This window comes from Phaeodactylibacter luteus, assembly GCF_007993045.1.
In the GTDB taxonomy this organism is placed as follows: Bacteria; Bacteroidota; Bacteroidia; order Chitinophagales; family Saprospiraceae; genus Phaeodactylibacter; species Phaeodactylibacter luteus.
On the sequence record NZ_VOOR01000023.1, the window covers coordinates 37,954 to 52,452 of the forward strand.

A 14,499-nucleotide genomic window follows, 5' to 3' on the forward strand; every position below is an offset into this window, starting at 1 on the left:
CCAAAGATCATGACACGCCTGTTGCTGTTTGCTTTAATGTTGTCCGCTTGCACTGCCTGTTCGGCCTCCTCTGCACCTTCCAATGCCCAAGCAGAGGCCAACACAGCCGAAAGTGCCCGTACAGCCCAATTGCCCGAGCCCCAATCCATTTCTGCCCGCCCCAACGAGCTGAGCGCGGTGCTGCCCCAGCAATCTGCTGCGGAAGCTACCGCAGCTGCCACCCCGCGCCCCACCACTAAAGCGGCCGCCCTCAAAGCTGGCCCGGAGGACCCAAAGGGCTCCCCTGACCATAGTATATGGGATGCCCTTTTGCGCAAGCACGTCAACCCCCTGGGCATGGTCGACTATGCCGCCCTGCGCAGCGACCGGGCCGAGCTGCAGCGCTACCTCAACGAGCTGTCTTCTTCCACCCCACAGCCCGATTGGCCAGAAATGGAGCAGCTCGTCTACTGGATAAATGCTTACAATGCTTTTACCATACAGCTCATTTTGGAGCATTACCCGGTAAAAAGCATACGCGACATCGACAACGGCAACCCATGGGATGTCAAGTGGATCCAATTGGGGGGCAAAACCTACTCTCTCAACCAAATTGAAAATGATATCATCCGGCCACAGTTCAATGAGCCCCGCATCCACTTTGCCGTCAACTGCGCCGCCAAGTCCTGCCCCCCGCTGTTGAACCGTGCATGGACTGCAGCCATCGCAGAGCGCTTCCTAGCAGCCCAAACCCTGGCCTTCATCAACAACCCGGCCTACAACACCCTGTCAGCTGAAAAAGCAGAAGTCTCCCAGATTTTCAATTGGTATGGGGCCGACTTTGGCGACGTCCGGGCATTCATCAACCAATATGCAAAAACGCCTGTAGATGCAACGACTACCCTACAGTTCAAAAGTTATGATTGGGCGCTCAATGCGCAGTAGCCTCCTCTTGGTGCTCCTGCTGGGCCTATCCCTGCCCTGCCTTGGGCAGCGGAAGGTGCTACTAGAACACTACACCTCAAGCTGGTGCGGGGAATGCGCTAATGCACACTGGGCTGCACAAGAACTGCAGGCCGCCTATCCCAACCTTATCCTTGCCTTCCACCACTCTTCCGCAGACCCCATGGCGAATGAGCACAGTACGGAATGGCGCCAGGCTTTTCAGATACCGGGCACTCCCCTGGGGCTGGTCAACCGCAGCAACAACGGCGGCGGGCCGCTATACTTGAATGTTGGCCAATGGGAAGAAAACATAGCGGCAGCTTTGGCGCTCCCAGATTTGATGGGCCTGAGCCTTTCCGCCTCCCCTGCCGGAAATGGGCAAGAAGTTAGGCTGCAGGTAGAAGCCAACCTGCTTTCCCCCCTGCCTCAAGGGGAAATCCGGCTGAGCGTGCTGCTCTTGGAGGACTACGTATCGGGAGAAGGGCCCGCATGGAATCAGTCGAACTATTATCATGATGTGCCCGGCCACCCTCTTTTTGGGCTCGGTGGCTCCATTGAAGGGTATGAACACCGGCATGTCGTGCGCGATATCTGGCCGGGGACTTGGGGAGCAGCTGACTTCCTGCCGGCAGGGGCACAAGCTGGGGACAGTTATTTTTGGGAAGGCCGTTTTTTCATTCCTGAAGAAGCCAGGCCTGAATTCCTGAAGGCCGTAGCAGTAGTACACCGCTACCTGCCCGGCAGCCTTAGCGCTCAGGAAGTGCTGGAGGTAGAAGAAATTGCGCTTGGCCCTGTCCTCGTCAGCACAAGCCCCCGGCAAGCTGTTCATGCTATAGATTTTGATGTTTCCCCCAACCCTGCTGCAGGCAGCTGCTCCATCCGCCTGCCCGATGGTTTGTTCTGCCTGACATTGGCCAATGCGCAAGGGCAGCCCGTGAAGGAGTGGGCACAAGCCAGCAACGGGCAAAGGCTTGAACTGCCTGAGCTCCCCAACGGGCTATACCTGATGCGGGCAGCCAATGGCCGCCGGTACGCCACAAAAAAGCTCCTGATACAGCGCTTCTAGCGTTTTAGCTGGCCATCTTCCAAATGGCACAAAGGGCTGAAGCGGAATATACCACTTCAGCCCTTTGGCTTTGAACGAAACTCAAGCTTAGCAGTCCTGCCAAGGCCCTGCCGGCACAGCTGACAGGCATAAGCCTTTGGTTGTCATAGCGCAACTGCTCTAAACAAGCGCTAAGACAGCTTCGCCATATCCCGTACCAGTATTTTGCCCCGGTTAAAGTAAATGAGGTCTGACTTCTTCAGCTCGTTGAGCACCAAAGTGACCGTTTGGCGGGAAGTACAGGTGATATTAGCGATATCTTGGTGCGTCAGGGAGTGCCGCAGCAACATTTCGTAGCCTACCCGGCGGCCACGCTTCACCACTGCATCCTTGATAAACTCGATGATCCGAGTGCGGGCATCCTTGAAAATAAGCGACTCCAGTTTGTCTTCCGCACGGACAAGGCGGCCGCCAAATAAATTCATCACTTGTGTGCACAGCTCAAAGTTGGTCTGCATGAGCGCTTTCATATCTGCCACCCGCAGTTGATAGATGTGGACATCCTCTTTGAGTGCCTGTGCAAAATCTTTGCGCGAAGTTTCCCCCACCAGCCCCAGCTCTCCGAACATGGCCGTGGGGTGGATAAGAGATTTGATGATTTCTTTGCCATCGGTAGAATGTGTCCCGATTTTCACTGTGCCCTTGGCCAGGAAGTAAATATAATCGGAGGCGTCCTCCGGCATGTATATAAAGGAGTACTTAGGCTTTACCTTGTGCTCCATCATCTGTGCCAGCTGAACCTTCTCCGCCGGCGTAAGCATGGCAAACAGGGGGAATAAATCGATAAATGAAGATTTTGCCTCTGCGTTCATAACGTCATTATTTTTAAGCTGTAGACTCCTGCAATCAAATACTGCTGTGTTTTGATTTTGCAATTACACCTATAAAGACACGAAATGACGCCCTTCCCCCCATGTATGGAATAAGAATTTTTCAATATCCGGAAATTAAAAATGGAATTGGGTACGCCTGCCCGGGCAATCGGGGCCTATTCGAAAACGCCCGCACCGGTATGGCCCCAGCGAATAGCAGCCCGCAGGCGATGCCAAGCCCTAAACCGGCTACCGGCCTATTGATTGCGTGCCATGCTGTAGCTCACTTGAGGCGCTTTGTACGCTTATCGAGCTTGGCCCTTACTGCAGGCTTTCGGCTGGAATTGGCCTAGCGCTGCGAAGGGGTGTAAGCCCGATAGGGCCGAGCGGGCAGCGAGCCCCGGAGCATAGCGGCACCTGCCTTCAGGCAGGGGCAGGCCCCTATCCTTGCGGCGGGGGCTGTATGAACACGCCCACGCTACTTGAGCCCCCAACACCTTGCTAGTGCCGTACGATAAGGGAATCTGAGGAAGTGCTAAAGCCCGCAAATACGCCCTGCCCCCCATCGATATTGTCGTATAGGATGACCGGGTCTACAAAAGGGGAATTTTCGGAAGCCTGCTGACGGCTGAGCGCAGAGAAATAACGGTAGTACTCTTCGGATACCGCCCGAAGCTCAACAAACAGCTTGCCCAGCTTCTCTTTTGCAGGATTGTGCAGCTGCCTGACCGGCAGGGTGTAGTCTATGATCGTGCCATCCCAGCCTTCGTCTTGGAGCAGGACCCCGCCCCCAAGGTGGGCGATCTGATCATTAGAATTGTTCCTGTGGTCAAACCTGGCAGCCCGGTAGACCGGCGCACGGAAAGCCGTATCCCCCTCTACCATTTCATAAGGGACAAACTGCTGCAGCAGATTGATATGGTAATAGTTCTGCACCTTGCTGGGGTCTTCAAACCGCAGCAGCAGATCGTAAGTGAACGCCTGGGTTTTGTCATGTTCAGGTGCGGCGAAGGTCAAATTGGAAAGCGAGGTGGACAGCAGGTTGATCGGCTCTGGTATTTCGCTCTTGGCCGTAACGGTAGGATAGCCCGGCGCATCTACAGTAATGGTATAAGCTACCCCCACCTGCGGCACAAACCCATTTGTGGTATAAAACGGGGTCGCCACCTGCCCTTTAGGCCCAGAAAACTCCAACTCCTGTACCAATTCCCCATCCCGGTAGAGCTTCACCTCCGCATCGTCCACAAATTCTGTGGCGGCGGTACCGACCAAGATGTCCCTGGAAAGAGAGACCACTACGTGCAGCGCTTGATCGGGCATAAAATTGCTCACGACCACGAGCTCCCGGTTATTGTCAATAACTTCGAGGGACAAGGGCTTCTCACAAGCTATGATGCTTGCGGCAACCCCTGCAATAATCCAAAACCGGAAATGGGCGTAACTTTTCATACTGTGTATCTTTCCAACAAAAGCCAAATAAGTGCCTGCTAAGCCGCTCCCCTTTGATTAGGTTCAGAATTAAAACTTGTGCCATTTGAAAAATAAAGGCAAAAAGAAGGGGAAATGGCGGCTATTTTTGCCTAAGGCAGCTTATGTCAGTAAATATACAATAATTATTCTTCCCGGGCTGCAACCCTAAAACCGAATGGCGTAATTGAAAGCGGGCATAAATGGGATGAGGGTAACCGGAGTAAAGCTGCGCTGCTGTTCGATGGCAGCCCCGTCACTGACATAACGGACCCTTAGGTCATAGTAAAGCGGGTTGCTGCGGTTGTAGGCATTGTACACGCTCAGGTTGATCTTATGCCTGACTCTCCCCGTCTCGATGTACATATTCAGCCCCAGATCAAGGCGGTGGTCGTAAGGCATGCGGAAGTCGTTTTTGAAGCCATAATCCACCGCATTGACCGGCCCCACGCCCGGCACGAACACCGTATACTGCCCTTGCGGGAGGCTAAAAGCCAGCCCGGTGCTAAACGACCAGCTCGCAGAGGCTTCAAGCCAATCCGCAAAACGGTGCACCGCAGCAACCTTAAGGCTGTGCCTGCGGTCGTACCGGTAAGGGTAAGCCACACCATTGTTGATCCGGTCATACTGCCGGTTGGCCCAGGCCAGCCCGTAGCTCAGCCAACCGGTGGTGAGCCCCTTCGCTTTTTCTAGCACCAGCTCCATCCCATAAGCCTCCCCTTTCCCAAAGGCAACATTAGACTCCCAGTCATTGAGCAGCTGAGCCCCTTCGGAATAAGTCAGCAGATGGCGCATACTTTTGTAATACAAGTCCCCGCTCAATTGCCAGCCCTCCTTGAAGCGCCAGTGAAAGGCAGCCCCGGTATGCCAGCTTTGCTGAGGCCGTATGCGCGCTGTAGAAGGCACCCAAATGGAAGCCGGCAGCCCCAAAGCAGTGTTCGACAGCAAATGCAGGAACTGCGCCATGCGCCCTCCATAGCCGCGGACCGTAAACTGACTAGATGGGGCCCACGATAAGGACAACCGGGGCTGCACCGACGCATAATGCTGTTTTTCTACACTGAACAGCGCCCCATACAAACCGGCATTCAAAGTAAAACCCCGCCCTAGCTCGCTGATATGCTCCATATAGGCGGCATACTCTGTAGCTGCCACCTCCCGGCCAGAGAGCCTTGGCGCATTTACAACGGTATCTGCTTTTTCCACCACCTGCAAATCCAGTACCCCGGGCGTGATGAAATGCTGGGTCAGGTTCCAGCCAAACCGCATGGTGTACCCAGGCTGCACTCGGTAATCAGCGTCGAGGCGAAGGCTGAAGTCCTTGATCTTGCTTTGGTAATCCCCTATGTCCACCCGCCGGTCTGTCAGGCTTTGTGTGCTGAGGGCGAGGAGGGAGTCTGCATCTACATAGCCTATGCCAAGGTCAAGCGCACTATGGGAAGCGGTAAAGCGCGTGAACAAGCGGTCGCCAAACAGGTGCGTCCATTGCAAGGAGCTCACCCGGTTAGCCCATTCCATGCGGTCGTTGAACTGCTCCCGGCTGATGAAATAGGCAGGCTCCGAAACCGAAGCATCAAAAATAGACAAGGTGTCTGTAGACAAGCCTGAATTCTGATAGTGGTCTCTGCCCTGATATACAGAAACATATAGCCTGTCCTTCGAACTGAGCTGAAGATCAAGCTTTGCGTTCAGGTCATAAAAATCATAAGACAGCCGCCTTTCCTCCGGCGTGCTCTGCAAAGAAGCCGCCAAAGGGTTGAGGTACCAATTGATAAGGCTCTTTCTGGCAGAAATGATAAAACTGCTTTTGTCCTTGATGATAGGCCCTTCCGCTGTGAAGCGGGCAGACAGCAGCCCGATGTCCCCTTGCGCATGGTATTCATGCTTATTGCCGTCTTTGGTGCGGATGTCCAATACCGAAGATAAGCGCCCGCCAAAACGCGCCGGGAAATGCCCGCGGTAGAGGGTTGCCGTCCGTACTGCATTGGTATTGAATATGGAAAACAAACCTGCTGCGTGGGAAATATTGTACACGGGCACCCCATCGATCATGATCAAGTTCTGCCCGTCATTGCCCCCCCTGACATGCATGCCCCCTATCCCATCGGTGCCGGTCTGTACCCCCGGCAGCAAATGCAGCGCCCTGACTACATCAGACTCGCCGGCCAGGGCCGGCAGTTGCTGTACCCGCTGTGCCGATAGTACTTTGCCGCTCCCATCTGCCTCTTGTGAAGAAAGTACAGCAGAAAGGCTGCGCTGCCCGATCACCTCCACCTCGCTTAGGGTGAGCTCCGGCTTGAGGGCCATATCCATACGGGTATCCTTTTGGAGGGCAAACGCCCGCTCTTCTGCCTGATACCCAACGTAGCTGCAGAGCAGCTCAACCGCTCCGTAAGGGAGGGATAAGCTGAAAAAACCATACTCATTCGTGCTTGTGCCCAAGCCAGACCGCTGCTCCAAAACATTTGCCCCGATGAGGGGCTCGCCATTCCGGGCATCTCTCAGCACGCCACTGATGGAAAAACGAGATGCGGCAGGAAGGTAGATCACCACCTGCCCCCCTACTGCTTTGAAAGACAAAGGCGTCCCCTGAAGCAGGATAGGCAGCGCATCGGCAAGCGGCAGGCTATCGAATGCCACATCCATGCGCTCCTCCGCAATCAGGCCTTCCGAAAAAGCAAACCGGATACCATTCTCCCGCCCCATTGTATTCAGGGCTTCCTGTAAGGTGACCCCTTCCCCCTCATAAGCGACTTTCTGCTGCAGCAGTGCCTGTGACTGCACATAGCTCCAGCTGAAGGCCAAAATGGTTAGGGTCAGTAAAAGTCGCTGCATACCGGGAAAACTTAAAAAGCCAGGGCAAAACAGCCATTACAACAAGCCGCCCCGGCTTGATCCTTCCAAAATTACAGTAAAATACGGGCAAAACCAATCCGGAGGTTGTACGAACCCCCTGAATATCAACACTCCCGGGCTATAATCTTGCTAAACTCACCCCAATTGCTAAGCCTTATGTCAAATATAGCCCTTCTTTTACCCTGCTATTGCTACTTTTGGGCAATCATTATTTTCAAATACAGCTAACTAGTATGAACCGTAATACCCTGATGCTCGCCACGGTGGCGCTCTTCTTATCTCTGCCCCTTTTTGCACAAGACAGCGCCGCCCCTGAATTCAACCTCGAAAAATCTGAGCTCGAAGCCCACCTCCGTTTCCTGGCTTCCGATGCCCTCGAAGGGCGGCGGACCGGCGAACGGGGCAATGACATGGCCGCAGCCTACCTTTCGGCTCAATACGCTGCCTATGGGCTAAAAACCGTGCCCGGTGCGCAAGGGTACTATCAGCCGGTGCCTTTTGAAGCCATCACCCCCCCTGCCGCAGCCAGCCTCATGCTCAACAAAAGCGCTTTCCAGCAAGGGGACAACCTCCTCATTATGACCGGCAACATCCCTGCCACTAAAACGGACGCAGTCTTCGCCAACTTCGGATGGGCCGACGAAGAAACCGGCCACAACGACTATAAAGGGCTGGACGTCAAAGGCAAAGTTGTAGTGGTGCTGCCGGGCACGCCAGAAGGCCAGGCACCCCTCGTAGTCTTCAATGCCATGAAAAAAAAGCGGCAGCTGGCTATGGAAAATGGAGCCGTTGCCCTTATCGAGCTCTACCGCCTGCAGTTCCCTTGGGAGTTTTTCCTCTCTTACTTCAACAAGGAAAGCCTAAGCCTTGCTGATGATATGGAAAGCACCGCCGAGGCCCCTTCCAACTTTGTTTACGGCTGGCTCAAGGAAGGGGACGCCGAGGAGAGCATCAAGCGCCTCACTGAAGGCAAACGGGCCAAAGCTGAGCTGAGCAGCAAGGGCTTCAGCCGCCGCACAGTCATGTCCAATAATGTCATCGGCATGATCGAAGGTACCGACCCCGAACTGAAAGATGAGTATATGCTGCTCACCGCACACTACGACCACGTAGGCATGGGCAAAAACGGGGGCGGCGCCTACACGGCCGAAGACAGTATCTTCAACGGCGCACGCGACAACGCTATGGGCACCACTGCCCTCCTCGGCGCTGTAAAGTCGCTTTCGCAAAAACCGCCCCGCAGAAGCGTGATTTTCCTCGCAGTCACCGGAGAAGAAATTGGGCTCCTGGGCAGTCAGTACTACGCTGAAACCCCCCTCATCCCGCTAGAGCAGACCGTATTCAACCTCAACACAGATGGGGCAGGCTACAACGATGCGACTTATGTATCCGTCATCGGCTATGGCCGGACCGGCACCGACAGCTCCATCGATGCTGGCGCCAACATCTTCGGGCTCGATGTGTTCCCCAACCCAGCACCCGAACAAAACTTGTTCGACCGCTCAGACAATGCCTCTTTTGCTAAGAAAGGGGTGCCTGCACTTTGCCTCAGCCCGGGCCTGACTTCTTTTGACGATGAGATCGGCAAGTACTACCACCAAGTGACGGACAACCCCGATACCATTGACTTCAACTACCTCCACAAGTACACCCAAGCTTTCATCCGGACGGCACGCCTCATTGCAGACGAGGACGCCCGCCCGTTTTGGGAGGCCGGCGATAAGTACGAGGAAGCCGGCATGAAGCTTTACCAGAAAAAGCCTTAAAACGCACGGCGCACTACTAAAAAACGCCTGAGGGGCTTCCCTCAGGCGTTTTTTTACCACCTCCCCACACATAAGCTACCCGCCGCCTATTTCCTTTTCTATAAGGTAGTTATTGCGGTCCGTAGCGGTACGCGACACCAGCTCCGCCAGAAAGCCCGACAAGAACAGCATAGTGCCGATGATCATACAAGTAAGGGAAATATAGAAATAAGGATTGTCCGTCACCAGTATGGTTGGCAGCTTTTGGCTGAGGCGGTAGAGCTTGCTCACCCCAATGTAGCCTGCTGATAAAAAACCTAAGACAAAAATGGCAGCCCCCCACATGCCAAAAAAGTGCATCGGGCGCTTCCCAAACTTAGAGATGAAGACCACGGAGAGCAAGTCGAGCGGGCCGCGGATAAATCGCTCGATCCCAAATTTGGTCGTACCATATTTGCGCTCCTGATGCTGCACGACCTTCTCCCCGATTTTCTTAAACCCCGCCCACTTGGCCAGCACCGGAATGTAGCGGTGCATGTCGCCATACACCTCTATGCTCTTCACCACCGCCTGCCGGTAAGCCTTGAGCCCACAGTTGAAATCGTGCAGGTGGATGCCGGTCATCTGCCGGGCCGTCCAGTTAAAAAACTTGCTGGGCAGGTTCTTCGTCAACACAGGGTCGTAGCGCTTGCGCTTCCAGCCCGAAACCATATCAAAACCCTCCTCGGTGATCATGCGGTACAGCTCGGGCACCTCCTCGGGGGAGTCCTGCAGGTCGGCATCCATCGTAATGACGACATCCCCTTTCACCGCGGCGAAACCACGGTTCAAGGCCGCAGACTTGCCATAGTTGCGCCGGAACTTGATGCCGCGCACAGTAGGCTGCTCTTGGGCCAGGCGAACGACCACATCCCATGAGCCATCGCGGCTCCCATCATCTACGAAAAGGATCTCGTAAGAGAAATGGTGTGCCTCCATGACCCTGCGGATCCAAGCTTCAAGCTCCGGGAGGGATTCCTCCTCATTGAACAAAGGGACAACTATTGAAATATCCATATTCCCGTTTTTGGGCCTTTACCGGCGGCTAGCTATAAAGGCCAGCGCCAGTGCGAGTAAAAAATATCCGATCAGGCTGCGGGCGTAAGTCAGCAGGGTATTCGGCAGCGTCACCCTCAGGCTCTCTTCGTTCAGAGAAGCAGAAAAGGCTTCATACTGCTCTTCCGACAGCATCGCCTTGCGGGCTTCCAAGACTTCCCGCATCACTTCAGCCTGTACATCTGCAAGGCCAGGGTCAGCCAAGCCATGAAGCACAAAATAATATACATAATACAGCAAGCTGCTCACCACCAATACCGCAAAGCCGGCCCGTATGCCCTCTTTAAGGTCCAGCTTGCCCCCCTCCTGCGCTTGCCGCTCATCTTCCACCGCTTTCCAGGCTGCCGCAACATACAAGCCGACCGTCGCCCAGTGCAGGAAGGAATTGAAAACCCATTCCTTGTTGATCAGGTAAGCCACAAAATAAATCGCCACGACGGCCAGGCCTGCAATGAGGCCATACCGGACACTACGGTTTTGTAAAAGCTTGCCCATGCTGATTTTGTTTTCTGGCTGCCCTGCCCTTCAAAAGCTTTTGGCAACCGCTAGTTGATGATAAAAAAGCCTGCTCCGTAGAAGTTCCCCCGGAGCAGGCCTGCCAATAGTCAATGCTCAAGCCAGGCACTGCTTCAGGCCCGGCCAAAGATAAAAATTATCGCTCGCGCTTGAGGAACGGAGCAATGATAAGCGAAAAAATCACGCCCACAACCAGCGCGCCCCCGCCGCCAAACACCGCAAATGCTGCCGGGCTGAACATAAAGCTCATCATCTCCATCGCATTGTCGGCATCGCTTGCGCTCATGCCCTGCTGCTCTATCATCTGATCGCGGCTGACCTCAAGCAGAGTATCCATAAGCCCCGGCTCAATGAAGGCAAAGAAGACATAGCTCCAGATCGCCGAGACGATCGCAATCATCAGCGCTGCAATAAAACCGGTATAGAACGATCGCCCGAACGTGATGAAACCGCCAAGCTCGTGGTCACGATGCTGCCGGATGGCCAGCACCATAGCGGCGATCATCACCGTCCAGGTCGCCAGATTGGAGACCCAGCTAGAGCTCGACTGCGGGTCGGAGTAATCTACTGCGCCAGTGAGGTGGATGACCAAAGAGATCACGACCAGCACCAATCCGCCAAGCAGCCCGTGGCGAGTGGCTGTTGGCCAGGGCGAAACCGATTCAGGCGCTACATTTTCATTCGGGTTGTCAAAAGTACTCATGGCTGATTTTTTTTGTTTTGTTTATAAAATCGGGGGGACGCCCCAAAATACCCTACTAACCTACAGTATTTTCCAACAACGCGCCAAGGATTCCGGCAAAGCCTGTACTTTGTTAGACCAACAGGAATGCAAAATGGCTTGAACACCGCTGCGATTGCGGATTGTTTTGGGGCCTGCCCCCTCCGCAAGGATAGGGGCCTCCTCCTGCCTGACGGCACGAGGCGCTACGCTACGGGGCTCGCTGTCCGCTCGGCCCTATCGGGCTTACACCCCTCCGCATCGCTAGGCCAGTGCCAACTTAGAGATGTTGGGATTTTGCTTTTGGAGCGAACGCAGCCAAATTTTGCCCTGATCGACCGACCTGCCCGCCGTAAGACTTTGGCAGGCGGAAGAACAACGGAGAGCAGGAGAAAATTTGGCAAGAGCAGCCCGAAGTGCAAAATCCCAAAAAGCTCTTAAACCCCGGCAAACGCTGTATCTTGTTTGCGTTTCAGTCTATGCCCATTCGTTTGACCTCAATGCGGGGCCCTAGCGCGGCTAGACCGGATGATTTGATGGCATTTCCACGCTTAAGCCTTTTCTGGTGCGTGGTCTTCAATTGTCAAAAATATACGGCTCAATCTACTCACACAGCCCCGCTATCCAAAACAAAAAAACATGCGCCGCCTCGCTCAAATCCTTTTTTGGTCTGTCATCTCTGCCGCATTCATAGGCCCCGGCACAGTCACCACCGCGGCCAAAGCCGGCAGTGCTTTTGGCACCGCCCTGTTGTGGGCACTGCTTTTTTCCGTGGGCGCTACTTACCTGCTGCAAGAGACCGCAGCCAGGGTAGTCATTGGCAGTGGGCAACAGCCCGGGCAATTGATCGGCGGCGGCCATCGGAAGCGCCTGGCCTATGGGCTCTTCTACGCAGTTGCATTTGGCTGTGCAGCCTACCAGGCTGGGAATGTCATGGGAGCGGTAGCGGGCCTGCAGCTCAGTGCCCCTGTCCCCGGTTATGTGCTCAGCTTAGGCATAAGCGCCCTGTCTGCCACACTGCTGTGGGGCGGGAGCTTCAAAGTGATCACCCGGGGGCTGAGCACCCTCGTAGCCGTTATGGGCTTTCTATTCTGTTGGGCAGCTTGGCAGGTGCGCCCCTCGCCCGGGCTTCTAGGCAGCGGCTTGAGCCCCAGCTTGCCCAGCGGCAGCCTGCTGCTCACCATCAGCCTGATCGGCACTACGGTAGTGCCCTACAACCTCTTCCTTGGGGCTGGCCTCAGCCGGGGCAGGGAGCTCAAAGCTACAAGATGGGGCCTGGGCGGGGCAATTGCCCTGGGCGGGCTGATATCAGCAGCCATACTCATCACCGGAACGCAAGTCAGCGAGGGGTTTAGTTTTGAAGGGCTGGCAGCAGCGCTGCAAAGAGAGCTCGGCCCTTGGGGAAAGCCCGCTTTGGCCGTGGGGCTCGGGGCAGCGGGCATCAGTTCTGCCATCACAGCCCCGCTGGCAGCAGCTGTGGCAGGGCAGAGCCTGATCGGGCAGGAACACGGGCATTGGGGCACTCAAGGCCGCTATTTCCGGCTCACTTGGGGGGCGGTCCTTGGCATTGGGCTCTTGTTCAGCCTCTCTGGCATACAGCCCGTGCCAGCCATCATCATGGCACAGGCCATCAATGGGCTCCTCCTCCCCTTGGCAGCAGGCTTCCTCATTTATGTGGCCAACGATAGCGCAGCCCTTGGCCGAAACGCCAATGGCCCACTGGCCAACTTCTTGTCCCTCCTGGTATTTGGCGTATGCGTTTTCCTTGGGCTGAACAACCTGGCCGCAGCCCTCTCCAAAGCCATTGGGCTGAGCGGGGGCGCACTGCGCTCTCCTGCGTGGCTGGGCCTGCTCAGCGCAGCCGCTTGCCTGCTGATGGCCCGCTGGGCTTTCGCCAAAAGGGCACAGCCTTGAATGCTGTTGCGCTGGCCCTCATACAAGCGCTAAGCCAGCGCAGAGAAAAACTGGTTGTTGTTGATGACGCCCAACGGGCGGCCCTTCAACCGCTGGCCAAGCACAGGGGAGTTCAGCGAGCGGGAACGGACACGGCCGCGCTCATATACCCACTCCATATCTGGATGGAAAATGGTCAGCTCCGCAGGCTGGCCTACGGCTATGTGAGGTACCGGAAGGCCAAAAAGCTTGCGAGGGTTGTAAGCCAGCGCCTGCACCAGGGTTTCCGCATCTAGCCAATCCGACAAGTAGGTCCTGCTCAGGGCGTATAAGGTCTCCAGCCCGGTCACCCCAAAATCTGCATAGCTGAACTCCAGCTTTTTCACTTCCTCTTCCAGCGGCACATGATGAGCCGAGATGATGTCAATGGTGCCATCCTTTACGCCCGCTAAAAGAGCAGCCCGGTCTTCGGCCCTGCGCAGGGGCGGCATGACTTTGAAGTTGCTGTCAAAATCTGCTACAGCCGTTTCGTCGTACACCAAGTTCATGATACTGACAGAAGCCGTTACCTGCAAGCCCCTGCTTTTGGCCTCCCGCACCATTTGTACCGCACCTGCCGTGGAAAGGTTCGCGAGATGGAGGCGGCTTTCGGCGTACTCCAGGAGGTGCAGATCCCGGCGCACCATAATCTCTTCAGCGATAGCAGGCACCCCGGCCAGCCCCATAGCTGTCGATACCCGCCCCTCGTGCACCTGCCCGCCGTGGCTGACCAGCTTATCCAGTGGCTGATTGATGACCAGCCCGCCGAAGGCCTTGACGTACTCTAGGGCACGGAGCATGACGCCGGCATGCTGCAAAGGCTTTTCCCCATCCGAAAAGGCGACCGCCCCGGCGCGCTGCATATCGATCATCTCCGTGATATCCAGCCCTTTACAGCCTTGAGTAATGGCCCCGATCGGCAGAAACTGCACCAGCTTGCCATACGCGTTCTTGCTGATGTACTGCACACCAGATTTATCGTCAATAACAGGTTGGGTATTGGGCAGGGCTGCCACTGCGGTGAAGCCGCCTGCTGCCGCTGCTGCGCCTGCGGTGTGTAGGGTTTCCCGGTGCTCCAGCCCGGGGTCTCCAACCTGTGCTCCAATATCTACCCAGCCAATAGAGGCGCATTGCCCCTTATAGGACAGCTCCTCCAAGCCCGGCGCGGAGGGGAGGTTCTCCCCTATTGCTGCGATATAGCCATCTCGGATCAAAAGGTCTTTTTCCTCCCCGTGCAGGTCTTCCCCCGGGGCCACAATGTGTGCGTTTCTTATCAGTAGGTCCATCGGTCAGTTTGCTGAAATATCAGACTTGCATCAAGCCTAT

General features: G+C 55.5%; 11 protein-coding genes. 4 read left to right on the forward strand and 7 right to left on the reverse strand.

Annotated elements, in window-relative coordinates; genetic code table 11:
* Positions 1–9: 9 nt before the first annotated feature.
* Positions 10–924, forward strand: a complete 915-nt coding sequence (locus tag FRY97_RS12130; protein ID WP_147167803.1) for a DUF547 domain-containing protein — start codon at positions 10–12, stop codon at positions 922–924.
* The gene (locus FRY97_RS12135; RefSeq protein WP_147167804.1) at positions 869–1,990 is read left to right on the forward strand and encodes a T9SS type A sorting domain-containing protein; all 1,122 of its coding nucleotides are present in this window, start codon (positions 869–871) and stop codon (positions 1,988–1,990) included. Before FRY97_RS12130 ends, FRY97_RS12135 begins: the two co-directional genes overlap by 56 nt.
* Positions 1,991–2,160: 170 nt before the next feature.
* Here the strand turns inward: FRY97_RS12135 and FRY97_RS12140 are convergent, their stop codons facing one another.
* The 3 genes from FRY97_RS12140 to FRY97_RS12150 form a co-directional block, all read right to left on the reverse strand.
* The gene (locus FRY97_RS12140) at positions 2,161–2,841 is read right to left on the reverse strand and encodes a Crp/Fnr family transcriptional regulator (RefSeq protein WP_147167805.1); all 681 of its coding nucleotides are present in this window, start codon (positions 2,839–2,841) and stop codon (positions 2,161–2,163) included.
* A 501-nt stretch (positions 2,842–3,342) separates the two neighbouring features.
* Positions 3,343–4,290: a DUF4249 domain-containing protein gene (locus tag FRY97_RS12145; protein ID WP_147167806.1), complete on the reverse strand. Its 948-nt coding sequence runs from the start codon at positions 4,288–4,290 to the stop codon at positions 3,343–3,345.
* A 186-nt stretch (positions 4,291–4,476) separates the two neighbouring features.
* Positions 4,477–7,143: a TonB-dependent receptor gene (locus tag FRY97_RS12150; RefSeq protein ID WP_147167807.1), complete on the reverse strand. Its 2,667-nt coding sequence runs from the start codon at positions 7,141–7,143 to the stop codon at positions 4,477–4,479.
* Positions 7,144–7,397: 254 nt separating this feature from the next.
* On the opposite strand from FRY97_RS12150, the gene FRY97_RS12155 reads away from it, so the two are divergent.
* Positions 7,398–8,930: a M28 family peptidase gene (locus FRY97_RS12155; protein WP_147167808.1), complete on the forward strand. Its 1,533-nt coding sequence runs from the start codon at positions 7,398–7,400 to the stop codon at positions 8,928–8,930.
* A gap of 75 nt (positions 8,931–9,005) precedes the next feature.
* On the opposite strand, the gene FRY97_RS12160 is transcribed toward FRY97_RS12155, so the two are convergent.
* The 3 genes from FRY97_RS12160 to FRY97_RS12170 all read right to left on the reverse strand — a co-directional run bounded on the left by FRY97_RS12160 (position 9,006) and on the right by FRY97_RS12170 (position 11,223).
* Positions 9,006–9,965 carry a glycosyltransferase family 2 protein gene (locus FRY97_RS12160; RefSeq protein ID WP_147167809.1) on the reverse strand — a complete coding sequence of 320 codons (960 nt, stop codon included), beginning with the start codon at positions 9,963–9,965 and terminating at the stop codon, positions 9,006–9,008.
* A gap of 18 nt (positions 9,966–9,983) precedes the next feature.
* The gene (locus tag FRY97_RS12165) at positions 9,984–10,499 is read right to left on the reverse strand and encodes a DUF4199 domain-containing protein (RefSeq protein ID WP_147167810.1); all 516 of its coding nucleotides are present in this window, start codon (positions 10,497–10,499) and stop codon (positions 9,984–9,986) included.
* 157 nt (positions 10,500–10,656) lie between these two features.
* On the reverse strand, positions 10,657–11,223 hold the full coding sequence (locus tag FRY97_RS12170; RefSeq protein ID WP_147167811.1) for a DUF4199 domain-containing protein: 567 nt from the start codon (positions 11,221–11,223) through the stop codon (positions 10,657–10,659).
* A gap of 657 nt (positions 11,224–11,880) precedes the next feature.
* Here FRY97_RS12170 and FRY97_RS12175 point away from each other — a divergent pair.
* Positions 11,881–13,155 (forward strand): NRAMP family divalent metal transporter, encoded by a 1,275-nt coding sequence (locus FRY97_RS12175; RefSeq protein ID WP_147167812.1) that lies wholly within the window; start codon positions 11,881–11,883, stop codon positions 13,153–13,155.
* A gap of 29 nt (positions 13,156–13,184) precedes the next feature.
* Here FRY97_RS12175 and FRY97_RS12180 read toward each other — a convergent pair whose 3' ends face one another.
* Complete coding sequence (locus FRY97_RS12180) at positions 13,185–14,459, reverse strand: dihydroorotase (protein WP_147167813.1); 1,275 nt, start codon at positions 14,457–14,459, stop codon at positions 13,185–13,187.
* Positions 14,460–14,499 lie beyond the last annotated feature (40 nt).